Consider the following 18,028-nt stretch of genomic DNA (forward strand, 5'->3'; position numbering starts at 1 on the left):
TCGCAATGGCTATCGAAGTGTTAACATTGCCGAACATGGCTTTCTTCGAAATAGTTGCAAGTTCGCAACAAATTCGTTGGATCGCGCCGAACCCCATGGGTGCCGGCGCCCCTCAAGGGCCCTGATAGCCCCGCGCGCGGCTTGATTAGCGCCGCCCCGCGCGCCTATGTAGCCCCACGCGCTCATGCGGTCTCGGGGGGGAATGATGTCGGCGGCTTGGATGGGGGGCTATGTCAGCGATGTGGCCTATACGCTGGGATATTATCGTGAGCTTTCCCCCGCTTTTCTCCAATATGTGTGCGAAAGCAACGGGATAAAGGGCCCGCCGGAAGGCCGCCGCCTGCGCTATTGTGAGCTCGGCTGCGGTCGCGGCTATGGCACGGCACTGCTGGCCGCCGCCAATGCCGACATGGACTTTGTCGGTATCGACTTCAATCCGACGCATATCGCCGAGGCGCGTGCCTTCGCCGAGCGGGCGGGACTGACCAACATATCCTTCGTCGAATCGAGCTTCGGCGACGCCGCCATCTCGAGCGATCCGGACCTTGCGGACCTGGATTTCGTCACCCTGCATGGTGTCTTCACCTGGGTCAGCCCGGAAGCGCGGCGCGACGTCGTCAGCTTCCTGCGCACCAAACTCCGCCCCGGCGGCATCGCCTATGCCAGCTACAATACCTATCCCGGCTGGGCGGCGGTCGCGCCCCTTCAGCACATGATCAGTGAGGTCGCCTCGCGATCGACCGGCGACAGCATTGCGCGCCTCGGCCGGGCGCGCGACATGCTCGCGCAGCTTGCCCGGCCGAGCTGCGCCTATACGGCGCAGAACCCGGCCGTGAAGGCCCGCGTCGAGGCCATGGCAAAGCAGGACGTCAACTATCTCGCCCATGAATTCCTGAACGAGCACTGGTCGCCGCTCTATGTGAGCGAGGCCTTCGATTATTTCCGCGAGGCAAAGCTGACCTATGTCGGCTCCGCATCGATCGGCGACAACCGCATGTCCTTCTCCGTGCCGAGGGACATGTTCGACGTCGTCACCTCGGCCACCGACCCGTCGATGCGCGAGCAGATCAAGGACTTCATCGTCAACAAGCAGTTTCGACGCGACGTCTATGTGAAGGGGCCGATCCCGCTGACGCCCGCGCAGCAGCGCCAGAGCTTCGAGCGGATGCGTTTCGCTCTCACCTCCGTGGAGACTGGCGCGAAGGAAAGCTGGAAAATTCCCGCGGGCGAGGCGCGGCCGACCCCCGGCCTCGTGGCCGCCATCGTCGCCCGCCTGGGCGGTGGCAGCGCGACCGGCAAGGAGATCATGGAGAGCGCCGCGGCCGGCAATTTCTCGGAGACCGACGTCCAGATCGTTCTCGAACTGCTCATTGAGAACCTCGCCATCACCCCCTGCCGCCGGGATGGCGGCACGCAGGACCGCAGCGCGGCGGCGCGCCTCAATACCGTCGTCTGCGAGATTGCGCAGACGGAAGACACGCACCGCTTCCTCGCCGTACCCGTAGCCGGCTCGGCGATTGCCACCAGCCATTTCGATCGGCTCGCGCTGCCCGTGCTCCTGAGCAATGAGAACGCGAGTTCAACGCAGATCGCGGAAATGCTGATCGCGCAGATCGAAAGCGGCGGGCGCAGGATGCGGCGCGAGGGGCGGCCGATAGGTACATCGGACGTCTCCGAACTTGCCCAGCTGATCGAGGACCTTCGCACCAAGGTGCTGCCGGTCTGGCGCAATCTGGGAATGTCTCTGTAACCGCCAGAGGGTTGGCTGGAACGGCCGGTGGCTTAGACGGCGCGGGGAAGAACCAGGGCGTTCTCCCCGCAGCGCTCCGAGGTCAGCCCATCGCCCGCAGCCCCTGCACGATCAGCAGCGCCCCGCCGATCGACACGATAGCGTCGAGGATGCGGATATGGGCGCGGCTGGACAGGGTGCCGAGCAGCCTTTTCGCCAGGAAGACGCCGGGCGTGGCGCAGACGCCGATGAGCAGCGCCATGATCCAGGACGGGAGCGGCAGCGCGCCTGCCGCCTGGAACACCGCGACCTTCACCACGCCCAGGACGAGCGAGATGCCCGCATCGGTGGCGATGACAGCCGCACCGTTGAGGCCCGCTGCCAGCAGGATCGAGAGCAGCACGACGCCCGTTCCCGCCGTGCCGCCCATGAGAAAGCCATAGCCCGCCCCCGCCGCCATCACCCCCCGCGCCGACAGATGGCCGCGCAGCTTCAGCAGCGCGTGGCGTGCCGGGATCGCGAGCAGCAGCACCGCGCCGATGATCACCAGGATCAGGCCGCCCGACAGAAGCGTGTAGCCCCACGCACCCAGCGCCGAGGCCGGCAGCGCGAAAGCAACGATGAGCGCGGCGCGGCGGGCGTCGAAATCACGACGGAAGGCCGCCAGCCGCGAGGTGTTGGACAGGAGGGACGAGACGGCGATGACCGGCACCACCGCCTCCGGCCCGACGATGGGCAGCAGGATCGGCGGCAGCAGCAGGCCGGGCCCATAGCCGGTCACGCCGCCCAGCGCACCGGCGATGAAGGACATCAGCGCCACCAGCGCATACTGCGCCAGCGTAACGTCTGCGAACATGGCGCGTCCCCCGGTAGGCAGCCGGCGCCGCCCGCCTCACGGCAGGAAGGCGCCGCCATTCACATGGACGGTCTGCCCGGTCACGAAGCGCGCGGCCGGGCCGGCGAGATAGGCGACCATGGCCGCGACATCCTCGGCGGTGCCCTCCTTGCCGGACAGGGTGACGTTGCGGGCGTGATGGGCCGGGTTCTTCTCGGCACCGGCATGGCTGCGATCAGTGCCGATGCGCCCGGGCGAGACGAGGTTGACCGTAATGCCGCGCGGCGCCAGTTCCACCGCCAGCGCCTTGGTCAGCCCGTCCAGCCCGGCCTTGGCGGCGACCACATGGGCGCGGTTGGGCGCGCCGGTATAGGCGGTCAGCCCGCCTATGTTGATGATGGCGCCGGCCGGCGCGGCCGACAGGTGCGGAATGGCGGCCCGGCTCAGCAGGAAGGCGCCGTCGAGGCAGATGCCGAGAATCTCGTGCCATTCCGCGAAGCTCATCGCCTCGACCGGCTTCTCGCGCCGTATCGCGGCATTGTTCACCAGAATGTCGAGCCGCCCGAAACGCTGCAGCGCGTGGTCGACGATAATGTCGGCCGAGGATTCGCGCGCCACATCGGCCAGCACGAACGACGCCTCGACGCCGGCCGCTTCCAATTCGCGCACCACCGCTTCGGCGGCCTCCTTGTCGCTGCGGGCGACGATGACGATGGAGGCGCCGCCGGCGGCCAGCGCGCGCGCGATGGCGCGGCCGATATTGCGCGAGCCGCCGGTGACGATGGCGACCGGGCGGGAATGGACCTCGCTCATGCGACACCTCCCAGCGACACCGTGGCCGCGCCGCCGGCAATGCGATCGACCGCGTCGCGCAGCGCAGCGGCGGTCGCCGCCGTGCCGCCGCCGAACATCACATTGGCGGTGAACTTCGCCTCCAGCTCGGCGTCGGAAAGCGGCTCCCGGGCGCCGCCGCGCATGTGCGGCTGGCGGATCTCGCGAACCGAGCCGTCTTTCAGCGTCGCCCGCAAATGGCCGGTGAAATTGCTGGGATATTCGTCCTGCGGATCGACCTCGTAGGAAATCCGCGCGGCCAGCGCCTGCACGTCCGGCCGCCTTGTCTGGTCGTCGCCGAACTGGCGCAGCCCGGCGGCGCCGTCGAGGAAGCCGACCGCCATGCAGAAGGGAGTGGAGAATTTCGCGGCGTAGCCGTTCGGCACCGCCTGCTTGGCGGCGAGCGGTTCCCACAGGCGATGCACCGTACCCTCCCCCACCTTGCACACCAGGCTCACAATATCGTCCGCCGCCACGCCCTGGCGCGCCAGCGCGATGGCGCAGTCGATGAAGGGCTGGGTCATGGTCCCGCAGGCATAGGGCTTGAAGGCGATGGTCGGCATGATCCAGGTCTCGCCCAGCCCCTCCAGCAGCGGATCGAAATTCGCGGTCTTGGAAGGCGCGAAGGCGCGGAAAAAGCCGTGGTTTCCTTCCAGCACCGTGCCGGGCCCGACAAAGCCTGCCTCGGCCAGCAGCGCCGCGCGCAGCCCGGCCTGCGCGGCGGCACCGGGATGCAGCCGCTTGGTCCAGGAGCCGTCCGAGAGATATTCGATGATGCCTGAGGCGAGGCTGCCGGCGGTGCCGAGCGCGTGCGCGGTCCGCACCCGGTCGAGACCGAGGGCGGCACTGACGGCGACAGCGGCGGCGAGCGCGCCGATCACCCCGGTGGGATGGAAGCCGGCCTTGTGGATCGCCTGCGGCGTCACGAGGCTTAGCCGGCTCATCAGCTCGGCGCCGACACCGATCGCCCGCATCACCGCCGCGCCGCCGAGCTGGCGATGCTGGGCGATGGCGAGCATCGCCGGCACCAGCACGGCCCCGGCATGCACCGGGCCGCCCTCGAACGTGTCGTCGTAATCCTCGCCATGCGCCGCCGTGCCGTTGATCAGCGCCGCATCATAGAGCGAATAGCCCTCGGCATGGCCGATGGCCGTGCAGGGTCCGCTTCCTGCCGCGCTGGCGAGGGCGGCGCGGGTATAGGGTTCGTGCCGGGCGGAGAAGGCGAGGCCGACAATGTCCAGCAGCAGGCGCCGGCTCACCGCATCGGCCGCCGGCGGCGGGACGGCGGTTTCGGCGAAGGCGGCGAGGCGTGCCGCGACGGACGCCCCGGCGAGGGGAAGGTGCTGGTTCACGGATGGGCTTCCTTCGACTTGGTCCGGCGCGCCTCGCGATATTCGCGCGCCAGCGAGAAGGTGATGAAGAGCAGTGCGGCGCCGAGCAGCCCCACGGCGATCGGATCCTCGATGAAGATGTGGAAGTCGCCGCCGGAGAGCACGAGCGAGCGGCGATAGCTCGATTCGACCATATGCCCGAGTACCACGCCGAGGATCATCGGCAGCACCGGGAAGCGGGCAATGCGCATGAAATAGCCCACCAGCCCGAGCGCCAGGGCAAGGCCGAGGTCGAAGGGGCTGTTGTTGAGCGTGTACAGGCCCGAGAGGATGAGCGCGAAGATGAAGCCCGAGCGATAGGGGCGCGGCCGGTTCACCAGCCACACGCAGGCCGGCAGGATGATCACCCCGACGCCGATCTGGGCGATGATAGCGATCAGCGAGCCGACATAGAGGCTGTCGATGACCTGCGGGTTCTGCTCGAACAGGCGCGGCCCCGGCAGCAGGCCATGCATCAGCAGGCCGCCGAGCAGCACGGCGGTGGAGTTGGAGCTGGGAATGCCGAAGCTCAGCAGCGGGATCAGCGCGGTGGAGGCCACGGTATTGTTGGCGGTCTCCGGCGCGGCGACGCCCTCCTCCGAGCCCTTGCCGAACTTCTCCGGGGTCTTCGACCAGCGGCGCGCCTCGTTGTAGGACATGAAGGCGGCCACCGAGCCGCCGCCGCCCGGCGTCAGACCCTCGAACAGGCCGAGAATGCAGCCGATGATCTGGGAGCGCCGCAGCTTGCGCATCATCTCCCATCCCGGCAGGCGGATGCGGATCGAGTTGCCGAGCTGGGTCACGGTGGTGGAGCCGGATTGGCTCATCAGCTCGGTGAGCGCGAACAGCCCCACCATCACCACCACCGGCTCGACGCCGCTGAGCAGGTCCGGCACGCCGAAGGTGAATCGCGGGACGCCGGAAATCGGGTCGGTGCCGACGGTGGCGATCATCAGGCCGATGACGGCGGCGGCGAGGCCCTTGAGCAGCGAATCCCCGCCCATGGAGGCGATCACGCTGAGACCCAGTATGCCGAGCGCGAAATAGGAGGTCGGCTTGAAGGCGAGCGCCAGCCAGGAGAGCGGCTCGGTCAGCAGCACCAGCATGACGAGGCCGAACAGACTGCCAACGACGCCGGACATCAGCGAGATGCCGAGCGCCTCGCCGGCGCGGCCCTGCCGGTTCATCTCATAGCCGTCGATGACGGTGGCGGCTGATGAATTGGTGCCAGGCGTGCGGATCAGGATGGCGGGGATCGAGCCGCCATATTCCGCGCCGATATAGACGCAGGCCAGCAGCGCGATCGCCATGGCCGGGTCCATGCTGTAGGTGAAGGGCAGCACCAGCGCCATGGTGATTGACGCCGAGATGCCTGGCAGTGCGCCGCCGAGAATGCCCCACGTCAGGCCCAGAATGGCGACCAGGAACAGCGGCGTGGCGGTGAGAAGGTGGAAGATGTCCCAGAAGGTCGTCACGAAAGCCACCCTTGAAAGAACATGCCGGCCGGCTGGTGGACGCCCAGCAGCTTGACGAAGATCGCCCAGTAGAGCGTGGCGCCGCCAATGGCGGCGGCCGGCACCACCCAGCTGCGCGCCGCGCCCTCATAGAGCGCGATCGCCGCAATCAGCAGGGCGACGCAGACGACGTAGCCGGCATAGGGCAGCAGCACGACATAGCCCGCGCCGATCAGCAGAAGGCCGAGGGCGCGCGGCACCGAGGCGTCGTTCTCCTCGTCCTCGTCCGGATGGTGGACGGCAGCGGTCGCCTTGCGGGCGGCCCGCGCCGCAAGCACGGCCCGCGCCATCATCACGACGGCGATGAGGGCAAGCAACGCGGCCAGCAGGCGCGGCAGGCCGGCGGCCCCGACCTCGTCGGAGAGCGTGCTCTCGGCGATGGTGTCGATGGTGGCATAGTACGCGCCGGCGATGGCGAGCAGCACGGCGCCGGCAATGAGGTCGCGGTTCATGGAGCGGTCCTCGCGGGGACGGGGGATGAACGGCGCCGACGGGTCGGGTCGGCGCCGCACCGGATCGTCGGGTCGTCGGCGCTATTTGACCGCGCCGGTTTCCTTGAGGAACGCCTCGGTGGTGCCGGCGAAATTGGTGATGAAGGCCTGGTACTGGGCGTGCGGGATATAGTTCGGCACCAGCACTTCCTCGGTATAGCGCTTTTGGTAGTCGGGATCGGCGAGCACGTTCTTGATCGCCGCGTCCCACACCTTGGTCACATCGTCCGGCAGCCCCTTCGGGCCGGCAAGGCCACGGAACTTCACCAGCGTGACGTCGTAGCCGCTTTCCTTGACGGTCGGCACGTCGGGCTTCTCGGGGATGCGCTCGGGATTGAAGGTGGCGAGCAGGCGCAGCTTGCCGGCAGCGATTTGCGAGCGCAGCTCCTGGATTTCGCCGATGCCGATGTCGAGCGTGCCGTTCATCACGTTGAGCATCATGTCGCCACCGCCCTCATGGGTGACGATGGCGGCATTGACCCCGGCGGCGCGCTTGAGCTGCTCGGCGGCCTGGCGCTCCAGCGATGCCGGGTTGGCGGCGCCCCAGCGGCCGCGCTCGTTCTTCGCCTTGTCGATCACGTCCTTCAGCGTCTGGAACGGACCGTCGGCACGAGTGTAGATCACCTCGCTGTCGGCGAACAGGTTCACCACCGGCTCCAGGTCCTTGTAGGTGGCCGACGGCTTGCTGAGCAGCGAGGTATAGATGTAGGTCGGCGTGGTGGCGTAGAACACGCTGCCATCGGCCGGCGCCGCGGCAACGCGGGCCACCGCCTTGGCGCCGCTGCCGCCCTGCACGTTCTCGACCACGAAGGTCGCGTCGATATATTTGCCGAGATATTTGGTCAGTTCACGCAGGAAGACGTCGCTGCCGCCGCCCGGGCTGGAATGGGTGACGAGGGTCACCACTTTCTGCGGATAGGCGAGCGGCTCGGCGTGAAGGGCGAATGTCCCGAGGGCGGCGGTCAGCGCCGCCGCGAGCAGGCCGGTCAGGGTTTTATGCATCAAGTCCTCCCATAGTGCGGGGCCACCTCTGGCGGGCGGTCTCCCAGTGAAGAGTTCAGGCGGCGGCGCGTCTCCCGGGCACGGGAGCACGGGCCGTAGATGCGGCAGCGTTCATGCCGATTTCTCCTGCGAGGACGCGCCGGGAGGAACGGAGCGCGCCAGCAGCCGCTCCTTGCCGCGCTCCACATGGTCGAAGCAGGCCTGCCACGCCGCATCCGCGTCCCCGCGGGCGATGGCATCCACCATGCGGGCATGCTCCGCGTTGGAGAGCTCCAGCGTGTTGCCGGTCATGAGATTGCCGGCGCGGTAGAGCCGAAGCTGCTTGACGAGGCCGCGATACTGGGCCGCCAGAACCGTGTTGCCGGTGCTGGCGACGACGAGGTCGTGGAAGGCGAAATTCAGCGGGTAGTAGCGGTCAAAATCATGCGCCCGGGCCGCCGCCGACATGTCGTCGAGCATGGCGCGCAGCCGCGCGATCACCGCCGGGTCCGCGCGCTCGGCGAGCAGCCGGCCGGCATAGCCGAACAGCGCCGCGCGCACGCCATAGACCTCCACCACCTGCCCGATCTCCAGCCGGCGGATGAACACGCCGCGATTGGGCTGCAACTCGACGAGGCCGAGCGCCTCCAGCGAGCGCAGCGCCTCGCGCACCGGTCCACGGCTGACGCCGAAGGTCGCGGCGAGCTGGTTCTCGTTGACCCGACCGCCGACCGAGAGGCGCCCGTCGAGGATCATGCTCTCGATCTCGCGCTCCAGCAGCATGGGCAGCGAATTGAGCCGCAGGAAGGTGACGTCGTGGGTGGTCGAGGACGTTGACATGGCGCGAGCGTAAGCCGCGATTGTCAAGTGTCAACAATTTAATGTCAGATGCCGAATGTCTTTCGCTGACGCCGATCGAGACCGGCGTGGCGGCACAGGTCCACCGCGCCGGGCCTGTATTGGAGAGCGACAGCGCGGTGCGCACCGGCCGCGTCCACGCCGCCATCGGCACGCGGGAACCGACGATCAGCTCAGGGGCGACGAGAGGATGGTTCCGGCGGGTCGGGGGCCGGAAGGCGCCGGAGAGCCATTGAGCGGCCGACGCCGTCAGCCGGCATCCATATGTTTATAGACCGTCGTCCGGGAGATGCCGAGCTGGCGAGCGGTCAGCTGTATATTGCCGCCGGTCGCCGCAAGGGTTTCGCGGATGCGCCGGCATTTGTCGCGGCTCAGGGGATTGCGGGCGCAATGCGCGCATGTCGGCTCGCCGGCGCCGGTGCCACCGTCAGCCGGCACAAGGATCCGGCCCGCGTCATCCGCCTCGATCGCCGCGCGGCGCAGCCAGGACTGCAACTCGCGTATGTTGCCCGGCCAGGGACGCTGGCGCAGGCAGCCAAGCGCCGCCTCGTCGATCGAGCAGTCGCTGGCGTGCCGGGCCAGCAAATGGCGGACGATGGCGTCGAAATCGCCGCGCTGGCGCAGAGGCGGGATCTCGATGCAGAGCCCGTTGAGCCGGTAATAGAGATCGGCGCGGAACGCGTGCGCGGCAACGGCGGCGGCGAGGTCGCGATTGGTGGCGGAGACGATCTGCACATCGAGCTTGGCGGTTTTCCCCCCGCCGAGCGAGCGCACCTCCATCGTGTCGAGAAAGCGCAGCAGCGCCGTCTGCGCGGCGAGCGGTATGTCGCCGACCTCGTCGAGGAACAGCGTCCCCCGGTCCGCCTGGCGAATTAGGCCCGGCGCGCCCTCATTGCGCGCATTGGTGAAGGCGCCCCGGTCATGGCCGAACAATTCGGCGATGAACAGCGATTCCGGCACCCCTCCGCAATTGATGGGGATGAACGCCCCGCTTCGGCCGCTGAGCGCATGGACATGGCGCGCCATCAGTTCCTTGCCGGTGCCGGTCTCGCCATGGATGTGGATGGCGAGACGCTCGCGGGTGGCCGGCGCAAGCGGCCGCATCCGCCGCAGCAGGAGCGGGTCCTCGCAGATGAATCCGGCCGAGGACGCGGTCGGCGCCTCCGGCACGGGAAGGCGATGCACCGTGGGCGCCGGGCGCGTCGCAACGGGCGGCGCGGCGAAGCGCCGGCACGCGACATAGAGCATGCTCCCGGCGCGGTCGCGGACACGGGCGATGCCATTGCCGCGCAGATCGTCGACCAGCCTGCCGAAGCCGGGCTCGAACAACGCATCGAAGGCCTGCCCGGAATGGGCGTCCAGCCCGGCGAGCAGCGCCCGCGCCGCGCGGTTGATCGACACCACCTCGCCGTCCGGCGACAGCGCAATGAGGCCGGAGGATAGAGTGTCGAGATATTCCGCGCGCGGGTGCAGGGCGAGCAGCAGCACATCCGGCCGTCCATCGGCGATCAGCCCGTTCTCGATCGCCGACGCCGCCATGCGCACCAGCGCGTGCGTGTGCTGCTGGCGCGCTTCGTTGGAACTCGACGCGTCGAGCAGCCCGACCAGCCGGTCCGACGGGTCGAAGATCGGCATGGCCACGCAGCTGAGATGGCCATGGCACGCGAAGAAATGTTCACGCCCGTAGATCGCCGCCGGCGCCTGCTCGATGAGCGCAAGGCCGAGCGCATTGGTGCCGCGCCCGCCTTCCAGCCACACGCTGCCCGGCACAATGGAGCGTCCCGCCTCGCTGTCGGCGAAATGCGGGTCGCTCAGCGCATCCAGCACCACGCCGCCGGCATCGGCGAAGGCTATCATGAAATTCGAGCCGGCTATCTGTTCATGCAGAAGCTGCATCTGCGCCAGCGCGAGACGGCGCAGCGGCGCCTGCTCCTCCCGCCGGGCGCGCACCTCGGCAAAGGCGATGACCACATCGTCCGGCCGATGCATCGGGTCGAGACCGCTGCCGATGCAGCGCTCCCAGCTGCGCGCGACCTCCGGCGACAGCGCGCCGCCGGGCACGCGCGCGCCCGCCTCCAGCGCGGCACGGGCGCGGGTGACATTGGATTGCGGCGGGTGGGAGAGGGACGGCATGGGCGCGATCCTCCATCGGCTCTTGTCGTTTTGTCGCAGGTTCGGCGCAAAACAGATGGAAGGCAATATCCAGAAACTGGACACTGCCCGACACGCACTGTCCAGTTCATGTACACGGAAAATTCTTCGCAGCCGCAGTAAAGCGTTGATGAAATGAACGAATAGTGCGTGGCATGTTTGCTGCGATGGCTCTTCCGACGGCGACGTGTTGCGTGCCGAAAAAAGGGAGGACGCCATGAAGGCGCAGGTGCTGAAGAACTACGACACGAGTCTCTCCGGCGACATATGGGTGGCGGAAGAGAACGTGCCCGACCCCAGGATCGTGAAATCCACCGATGTCATCGTCCGTATCGGCGGCGCCGGCGTCTGCCGTACCGATCTCCACATCATCGAGGGGGTATGGAGGCCGCATATGGACCCCACGGGCGACCAGCTCCTGCCGCTTATCATGGGCCACGAGAATGCCGGCTGGATCGAGGAGGTTGGCAAGGAGGTGGAGGGCCTGAAGAAGGGCGACCCGGTGATCGTGCACCCGAAGATAACCGGCGGTACCTGCCTCGCCTGCCGCCGCGGCTTCGACATGCACGGGCCGGGCACCTTTCCCGGCCTCGACTGCGACGGCGGCTATGCCGAGTTCATCTGCACGTCAGAACGCAATATCGTGCCCCTGCCGCGTTCCTTGGCGCCAAAGGAGGTTGCGCCTTATGCCGATGCCGGGCTCACCGCCTATCGCGCGGTGAAGAAAGCCACCCGGCATTTGCTGCCCGGCCAGAGCTGCGTCGTCATCGGCGCCGGCGGCCTCGGCCATATCGGCATCCAGTGCCTGAAAGCCATGTGCGCGGCCGATGTCATCGTCGTCGACAAATCGGACGCCTCGCTGGCGCTGGCCAGCAAGAGCGGCGCGGACCAGACGGTGAAGGCGGATGGCAACGAGGTCGAGGCCGTACTGGCGCTGACCGACGGCGTCGGTGCGGAGGCCGTGATCGACTTCGTCGGGGAGAAGGGAACCACCGCCAAGGGATTGGCGATGACCCGCCCGATGGGCAGCTACTACATCGTCGGCTATGGCGAGGACATCAAGATTCCTGCGGTCGACCTGATCATCTCCGAGCGCAACATCATCGGCAATCTGGTCGGCACCTGGGCCGAGCTCACCGAGCTGATGGCGCTGGCCGATCGTGGGCTCGTGGAACTCGCCACCGCCGAATACAAGCTCTCGGACGCGAACCTGGCGCTGCACGACCTCAATGCCGGCAAGATCCATGGAAGGGCCGTGCTCGTGCCCTGACGAGGCGACGGGTATCTTGTATTCCACAGATGATCAAAGATGCGACGCAACATAGATAGCCGATAAGTAAGCAATCTTTACCGACTATTTTGCGCCGCACCATTTTCGCAGAATGAAACACTTCCTGACCACCGATTCGCAAAACAATTCACTTCCGCCGACCAAAGCATGTGGAGCCGCCGTAAAGTCGTTGAAACACGTACTGTGACCAATTGGCACGGCGCTTGCTACATTACTATTAGAACAATGCTGACGTGCCCCACGGGGCAGGCCGCGACAAGAACGAAGGGAAGAAGTCCGGGGAGGCTGCCGACACGGCGATGAGCCGGTTCGGCGGGGATGGGGCGGTCAGGTCAGGATCGCCGTCCCGCACCCGTTACGCCAACAGCCGACCCCGGTGCCTTGCACCTTTGCCCAGGCCTTCGACGCCCGCCGCATGCGCGACGGGCGAGGGCCCGCTCATGTCTGAAACCCGCTCGGCCGGGCAGCGCAAAACGCTGCGCCGCGCCTGCCGGGAGGAAATTGACCGTGGACTCCGCTCCAGGAGCAGGATGGCAAAAATGACAAGTACACTGACCCTGAACAAGATTACGGCGCAGAAGGGTATTTCTGTCGCCGAAGCGGCGAAGAAGATCGCCGATCTCGGGTGGAACCCCTCCTATGTGCAGGAGGCGATGACCTTCCCGACCGACTACAAGATCACCAAGGCGCCGAAGGATCCGATGAAGCAGGTGCTTCGGTCCTACTTCCCCATGCAGGAAGAGAAGGACAACCGGGTCTATGGCGCGCTCGACGCGGCGCTGCGCGGCGACATGTTCCGCAATGTGGAGCCGCGCTGGGTGGAATGGATGAAGCTGTTCCTGGCGATCATCCCCTTCCCGGAAATCTCGGCGGCGCGCTCCATGGCGATGGTCGGCCGCCTGGCGCCCGGCGAGGACCTGCGTACCGGCTTCACCATGCAGATGGTCGATGAGTTCCGGCACTCGACGATCCAGATGAACCTGAAGAAATGGTACATGGAGAACTATATCGACCCGGCCGGGTTCGATATCACCGAAGAGGCGTTCGGCAAGTGCTACGCCACCACCATCGGCCGCCAGTTCGGTGAGGGCTTCATCACCGGCGACGCCATCACCTCCGCCAATGTCTATCTCACCGTCGTGGCCGAAACCGCGTTCACCAACACGCTGTTCGTCGCCATGCCCTCGGAAGCCGCGCGAAACGGCGACTACGCCCTGCCGACCGTGTTCCTGTCCGTGCAGTCGGACGAGAGCCGGCACGTCGGCAACGGCCACTCCATGCTGATGTCGATGCTGAAGGAGCCGGAGAACCACCTCCTGCTGGAGCGCGACATGCGCTACGCCTTCTGGCAGAACCACGCCATCGTCGACGCCGCCATCGGCACCTTCATCGAATACGGCACCACCAACCGCGACAAGAACAAGGAATCCTACGCGGAGATGTGGCATCGCTGGATCTTCGAGGATTACTACCGCACCTACATGCTGCCGCTCGAAAAATACGGCATCAAGATCCACCACGACGATGTGCAGACCGCGTGGAAGCGCATCACCGAGAAGCACTATGTCCACAAGATCGCGCAGTTCTTCTCGGTCGGCTGGCCGCTGAACTTCTGGCGCATCGAGGCCCAGACCGACAAGGACTTCGAGTGGTTCGAGCACAAGTACCCGGGCTGGTATGCGCAGTTCGGCGATTACTGGAAGTGGTACGCCAAGCTCTCGCATCGCGGCCAGACCAACGTGACCTTCAACGCCGACACCGGCTACGTCTATCCGCACCGGTGCTGGAGCTCGATGGTGCCCTGCGTGGTGCGCGAGGACATCGTCACCGACACGATCGACGGCAAGCTGCACACCTTCGCCCATGAGCTCGACCGCTGGACGGCGGTGGAAGCCTTTGCCGGCGAATATCAGGGCCGCCCCACCCCGGCGATGGGCCGCTTCAGCGGCCGGCGCGAATGGGAGAGCTGCTATCACGACTGGGACCTGGCGGACGCCATCCAGGATCTCGGCTTCGTGCGCACCGACGGCAAGACCCTCGTGCCGCAGCCGCATCTGCGCTTCGAGGAAAAGGAGATGTGGACGCTGGACGATGTGCGCGGGCACACCATCAAGAGCCCGCTCATCACGCTGCGTGAGATGAGCCCGGAGCAGCGCGAGAAGCATCTCGCCGACTACCGCGCCGGCTTCACCATCAACCCCTGCAACTGAACGTCGTGCGGGACCGGCCTCGCCGGTCCCGCATCGACCAAGGTGCTCCAGAACCTAACGGGGAGGTCGCACGATGGGCGACGTCTATACCGTCCGCCTGAACCCGGTCGGCGTCGAATTCGAGGTCGAAGAGGGCGAAACCGTCCTCGACGCAGCCTTCCGGCAGGGCATTGCCTTGCCGCATGGCTGCAAGGAGGGGCGGTGCGCGGCCTGCAAATGCGTGCTGAACGAGGGCGAGGTCGAGCTCAAGCCCTATTCCACCTTCGCTCTCAACGAAATGGAGCGGGACCAGAACTATGTCCTGCTGTGCCGGACCCTGGCCTATTCGGACATCGAGGTCGATCTGCTCAACTTCGACGAGGAGATCCTCTCGAAATCGATACCCGTCCGAACCTTCGGCGCAGAGGTGACGCGGGTCGTCGAACTGACCCACGACATAAGGCGCCTGGAGATCGTGCTCGATCAGCCTCTCAAATTCTGGGCGGGCCAATATGTCGACATCACGCTCCCGGGGGCAGAGGCGATTACGCGCTCGTTTTCCATGGCAAATACGCCGGTCGCGGGCAAAGAACTCGCCTTCATCATCAAGAAATACCCCAATGGCAAGTTCTCCTCCCGTCTCGACGGAGAGCTCCAACCCGGAACCCGGCTCACCGTCCGCGGGCCCTTCGGCACCTGCTTCCGACGGGAAGACAAGGGAGGAGCCCTGATCCTGGTCGGCGGCGGCTCCGGCATGTCGCCGCTGTGGTCGATCCTGCACGACCATCTGGAGAGCGGAGAGGATCGCGAGGTCCACTTCTTCTACGGCGCCCGCACCGCCAAGGACCTGTTCTATCTCGACGCCTTCGCGCGGCTGGCGGCGGAAAATCCTCGCTTCCACTTCATCCCGGCGCTTTCGGGTGCCGGCGAGGACGAGGGCTGGAGCGGCGAGCGCGGCTTCATTCACGAGGTGCTGAACACCCATCTGCGCCGGCTGGGCTTCGGCGAGGACATCGACGTCTATGCCTGCGGCCCGGAGCCGATGATCGAGGCTCTGGTGCCGGTCCTGCAGATGAACGACGTGCCGACCGAGCGGATCTTCTTCGACAAGTTCACGCCGGCCTCAACCGCCACCGAACAGCTGGCGCATGCCTGAGCGCCATCACCCCACGCCTTCGCCAGACAACGATAATTTGGGAGGACCACCATGACAGCCACGCAAACGGCGCCGGTCAAGTCGGGGGCCGCCGGTTCGGCCGTCTTTGCCGATTCCGACAGCCGCAAGTACCGCTACTTCGAACCGCGCGGCAAGCGCGCGACCCATTACGAAGACATGACCGTCGACGTCCAGCCCGATCCCGAGCGCTATCTGCTGCAGGACTGGATCATCTCGTTCCCGAACGGGCGCGGCGCCTATTCCAAGGACAACACCGCCGCGCTCAGTTCCAACTGGCACCTGTTCCGCGCCCCGGACCAGGAATGGGAGCGCACGCATTACCAGCGCCAGTCGAAGATCGAGGCGATGGTGCAGGCGGTCATCGCCAATGGCCGCAAGTCGGGCGCGCCGCTGCATTTCGACAAGGCGTGGGTGAAGGTGCTGCAGAACCATCTCGGCGCCTGGAAGCACGCCGAATTCGGCCTCGGCACCTCGCTGATGCAGGCGCAGCGCTACGGCTACACGCAGATGATCAACAACGCGACGCTGACCAATTCGTCTTACAAGCTGCGCCTTGCCCAGGACATCACGCTCTACCTTGCCGAAATCGGCATGGACATCGGCAATTTCGACGACGAGGCCGGCAAGCGCGCCTGGCTTGAAGACGTCAACTGGCAGGGCACCCGCGAGGCCATCGAGTCCATCATGGGCTCGTCGGATTATCTCGAGCAGTACTTCGCCATCAACATCGTGTTCGAGCCGCTAGTGGGCGAACTGTTCCGTTCGGGCTTCCTCATGCAGGTGGCGTCGCCCAATGGCGACTTCATCACCCCGCCGGTGATCTCGGCAGCGGAAGCCGATTACGAGCGCAACCTCGCCAACGCCATCGACCTGTTCCACCTGCTGGCACACGACCCCGAGCACGGCGACCACAACAGGCGCCTGTTCCAGTCCTGGCTGCACAAGCACGTCGCCCTGGCGAACAAGGCCTCGGCCGGCCTGCAGCCGATCTGGTCGCAGCCGCACTCCAAGCCTGTCCAGTACGCCGACGCCCGCGCGCAGTCGGTCGAGCGCATCGGGAAGATCCTGGGCGAACTCGGCCTCGACCTTCCCCAGGAGTGACGCCCATGTCCACCATGTCCCGCTCGGCCACCAACCACAACATCTTCCAGAAAATGGGTGACCTGGTCTTCGACCAGACGATCTCCCACCAGTGCGGCGTCACCATGAACGACAGCGTCGAGGCGCGCGCCATCGCCGAGTTCATGGGCCAGAAGCCCGACGTGACCATCACCTACCAGCCGGCGCTGATCCGCATCGATGGCGTGGGGAAGCTCATCTTCAAGATGGACGAGATCAGCGAAATCCTCGGCAAGGAAATGAATGCCGAGATCTTCGAGGTCAACACGTCCACCCACTATGGACGCATGATCCGCGTCGACGACAACACCGTGACGCTGTTCGGCGACATGGAAGAAATTCGCCAATACATCGAGTGACAGCCGGAAGGCCGCGCCCGGGGAGGGTCCGCCGTCCCGGGCGCGGCACGCCCGTCGCCATCAGGCGCGACGCCACGCGCTCACAGCATTCGTTCAAGGGGAGAGGTTCATGTTCAGGACGCCGGACGGTGAAGAGATCTTCATCATCGATGGTCACACGCATTTCTGGGACGGCAGCCCGGAGAACCAGGCCAACATCCATGGCAAGCAGTTCATCGACTGCTTCTACGCCTACCACACCGCCTTGAGTCCCAAGGACAAGCTGTGGAGCAAGGAGCAGTTCGAGAAGTACAGTGCCGACAAGATGTACAACGACCTGTTCGTCGACGGTCCCGACGACATGGCCATTGTCCAGTCGACCTATCTCAGCGAGTTCTACACGAACGGCTTCAACACCATCGAGCGCAACCTCGACATGGCGAAGGCCTATCCCGACCGCTACATCGTCAACGGCGCCTTCGACCCGCGCGACGGCGAAAGGGCGACCGAATACATCCACTTCATGAAGGAAAACTACAATATCAAGGGCGTGAAGCTCTACACGGCGGAATGGAAGGGCGATTCCCGCGGCTGGAAGCTCACCGACCCCAGCGCCTATCGCTGCCTGGAGCTGTGCCAGAAGCTCGGCATCACCAATGTCCATGTCCACAAGGGACCCACCATCATCCCGCTCGACAAGGACGCGTTCGATGTCCACGACGTCGACCATGCGGCGACCGATTTCCAGGGCCTCAACTTCATCGTGGAGCATTGCGGCCTGCCCCGGCTGGACGATTTCTGCTGGATCGCGGTGCAGGAGACCAATGTCTATGGCGGTCTCGCCGTGGCGCTGCCCTTCATCCATTCCCGCCCGCGCTACTTCGCCGAGGTGATCAGCGAGCTGCTGTTCTGGGTGGGCGAGGACAAGATCCTGTTCGGCAGCGACTACGCCATCTGGACCCCGCGCTGGCTGGTCGAGAAGTTCTGGAACTTCGAGATCCCGGAAGACATCAAGCAGGAGCACGGCGTCGACCTCACCCGCGAGGCCAAGCGCAAGATCCTCGGCCTCAATGCCGCCCGGCTCTACAATGTCGATGTCGAGACGCAGAAGGCGAAGCTCAAGAACGCCTCGCTTGCGGTTGCGGCGGAGTAGG

15 protein-coding genes are annotated in these 18,028 nt (G+C 66.0%); 7 read left to right on the forward strand and 8 right to left on the reverse strand.

The genetic code is table 11. From position 1 onward, the window contains the following. Positions 1-205 precede the first annotated feature (205 nt). Entirely contained in the window at positions 206-1,750 is a 1,545-nt protein-coding gene (locus tag ACQY76_RS04440) for a methyltransferase regulatory domain-containing protein (protein ID WP_428031703.1), read from the forward strand. A gap of 82 nt (positions 1,751-1,832) precedes the next feature. On the opposite strand, the gene ACQY76_RS04445 is transcribed toward ACQY76_RS04440, so the two are convergent. The 8 genes from ACQY76_RS04445 to ACQY76_RS04480 form a co-directional block, all read right to left on the reverse strand. Beyond that, positions 1,833-2,585 (reverse strand): sulfite exporter TauE/SafE family protein, encoded by a 753-nt coding sequence (locus ACQY76_RS04445; protein WP_428031704.1) that lies wholly within the window; start codon positions 2,583-2,585, stop codon positions 1,833-1,835. Positions 2,586-2,621: 36 nt separating this feature from the next. Beyond that, the gene (locus tag ACQY76_RS04450) at positions 2,622-3,377 is read right to left on the reverse strand and encodes an SDR family NAD(P)-dependent oxidoreductase (protein WP_428031705.1); all 756 of its coding nucleotides are present in this window, start codon (positions 3,375-3,377) and stop codon (positions 2,622-2,624) included. Then, positions 3,374-4,747, reverse strand: a complete 1,374-nt coding sequence (locus tag ACQY76_RS04455; protein ID WP_428031706.1) for an MmgE/PrpD family protein — start codon at positions 4,745-4,747, stop codon at positions 3,374-3,376. The genes ACQY76_RS04450 and ACQY76_RS04455 overlap by 4 nt, the downstream gene beginning before the upstream one ends. Then, the gene (locus ACQY76_RS04460; RefSeq protein ID WP_428031707.1) at positions 4,744-6,240 is read right to left on the reverse strand and encodes a tripartite tricarboxylate transporter permease; all 1,497 of its coding nucleotides are present in this window, start codon (positions 6,238-6,240) and stop codon (positions 4,744-4,746) included. The genes ACQY76_RS04455 and ACQY76_RS04460 overlap by 4 nt, the downstream gene beginning before the upstream one ends. Further along, complete coding sequence (locus ACQY76_RS04465; RefSeq protein ID WP_428031708.1) at positions 6,237-6,731, reverse strand: tripartite tricarboxylate transporter TctB family protein; 495 nt, start codon at positions 6,729-6,731, stop codon at positions 6,237-6,239. The genes ACQY76_RS04460 and ACQY76_RS04465 overlap by 4 nt, the downstream gene beginning before the upstream one ends. 81 nt (positions 6,732-6,812) lie before the next feature. After that, the gene (locus ACQY76_RS04470) at positions 6,813-7,772 is read right to left on the reverse strand and encodes a tripartite tricarboxylate transporter substrate binding protein (RefSeq protein WP_428031709.1); all 960 of its coding nucleotides are present in this window, start codon (positions 7,770-7,772) and stop codon (positions 6,813-6,815) included. Between the two features lie 111 nt (positions 7,773-7,883). After that, entirely contained in the window at positions 7,884-8,591 is a 708-nt protein-coding gene (locus ACQY76_RS04475; protein ID WP_428031710.1) for an FCD domain-containing protein, read from the reverse strand. Positions 8,592-8,858: 267 nt separating this feature from the next. Continuing rightward, positions 8,859-10,742, reverse strand: a complete 1,884-nt coding sequence (locus ACQY76_RS04480) for a sigma-54-dependent Fis family transcriptional regulator (RefSeq protein ID WP_428031711.1) — start codon at positions 10,740-10,742, stop codon at positions 8,859-8,861. A gap of 235 nt (positions 10,743-10,977) precedes the next feature. Here ACQY76_RS04480 and ACQY76_RS04485 point away from each other — a divergent pair, with 235 nt between their 5' ends. From ACQY76_RS04485 to ACQY76_RS04510, 6 genes are all read left to right on the forward strand, one after another. After that, complete coding sequence (locus ACQY76_RS04485) at positions 10,978-12,030, forward strand: NAD(P)-dependent alcohol dehydrogenase (protein ID WP_428031712.1); 1,053 nt, start codon at positions 10,978-10,980, stop codon at positions 12,028-12,030. 560 nt (positions 12,031-12,590) lie between these two features. Continuing rightward, positions 12,591-14,261, forward strand: a complete 1,671-nt coding sequence (locus ACQY76_RS04490) for an aromatic/alkene/methane monooxygenase hydroxylase/oxygenase subunit alpha (protein WP_428031713.1) — start codon at positions 12,591-12,593, stop codon at positions 14,259-14,261. A gap of 73 nt (positions 14,262-14,334) precedes the next feature. After that, complete coding sequence (locus tag ACQY76_RS04495) at positions 14,335-15,396, forward strand: NADH:ubiquinone reductase (Na(+)-transporting) subunit F (protein WP_428031714.1); 1,062 nt, start codon at positions 14,335-14,337, stop codon at positions 15,394-15,396. Between the two features lie 51 nt (positions 15,397-15,447). Continuing rightward, positions 15,448-16,518, forward strand: a complete 1,071-nt coding sequence (locus tag ACQY76_RS04500; protein ID WP_428031715.1) for an aromatic/alkene monooxygenase hydroxylase subunit beta — start codon at positions 15,448-15,450, stop codon at positions 16,516-16,518. 5 nt (positions 16,519-16,523) lie between these two features. Next, positions 16,524-16,895, forward strand: coding sequence for an MmoB/DmpM family protein (locus tag ACQY76_RS04505; protein ID WP_428031716.1), 372 nt, complete (start codon positions 16,524-16,526; stop codon positions 16,893-16,895). A gap of 109 nt (positions 16,896-17,004) precedes the next feature. After that, the gene (locus ACQY76_RS04510) at positions 17,005-18,027 is read left to right on the forward strand and encodes an amidohydrolase family protein (protein ID WP_428031717.1); all 1,023 of its coding nucleotides are present in this window, start codon (positions 17,005-17,007) and stop codon (positions 18,025-18,027) included. Position 18,028 lies beyond the last annotated feature (1 nt).

The organism is Ancylobacter sp. (assembly GCF_965279025.1).
In the GTDB taxonomy this organism is placed as follows: Bacteria; Pseudomonadota; Alphaproteobacteria; order Rhizobiales; family Xanthobacteraceae; genus Ancylobacter.

Coding starts and splice junctions, on each gene's coding strand:
- ACQY76_RS04445 (WP_428031704.1), bottom strand. CDS start 2,585: ATGTTCGCAGACGTTACGCTGGCGCAGTATGCGCTGGTGGCGCTGATG.
- ACQY76_RS04510 (WP_428031717.1), top strand. CDS start 17,005: ATGTTCAGGACGCCGGACGGTGAAGAGATCTTCATCATCGATGGTCAC.
- ACQY76_RS04465 (WP_428031708.1), bottom strand. CDS start 6,731: ATGAACCGCGACCTCATTGCCGGCGCCGTGCTGCTCGCCATCGCCGGC.
- ACQY76_RS04505 (WP_428031716.1), top strand. CDS start 16,524: ATGTCCACCATGTCCCGCTCGGCCACCAACCACAACATCTTCCAGAAA.
- ACQY76_RS04475 (WP_428031710.1), bottom strand. CDS start 8,591: ATGTCAACGTCCTCGACCACCCACGACGTCACCTTCCTGCGGCTCAAT.
- ACQY76_RS04450 (WP_428031705.1), bottom strand. CDS start 3,377: ATGAGCGAGGTCCATTCCCGCCCGGTCGCCATCGTCACCGGCGGCTCG.
- ACQY76_RS04495 (WP_428031714.1), top strand. CDS start 14,335: ATGGGCGACGTCTATACCGTCCGCCTGAACCCGGTCGGCGTCGAATTC.
- ACQY76_RS04440 (WP_428031703.1), top strand. CDS start 206: ATGTCGGCGGCTTGGATGGGGGGCTATGTCAGCGATGTGGCCTATACG.
- ACQY76_RS04485 (WP_428031712.1), top strand. CDS start 10,978: ATGAAGGCGCAGGTGCTGAAGAACTACGACACGAGTCTCTCCGGCGAC.
- ACQY76_RS04470 (WP_428031709.1), bottom strand. CDS start 7,772: ATGCATAAAACCCTGACCGGCCTGCTCGCGGCGGCGCTGACCGCCGCC.
- ACQY76_RS04500 (WP_428031715.1), top strand. CDS start 15,448: ATGACAGCCACGCAAACGGCGCCGGTCAAGTCGGGGGCCGCCGGTTCG.
- ACQY76_RS04480 (WP_428031711.1), bottom strand. CDS start 10,742: ATGCCGTCCCTCTCCCACCCGCCGCAATCCAATGTCACCCGCGCCCGT.
- ACQY76_RS04490 (WP_428031713.1), top strand. CDS start 12,591: ATGACAAGTACACTGACCCTGAACAAGATTACGGCGCAGAAGGGTATT.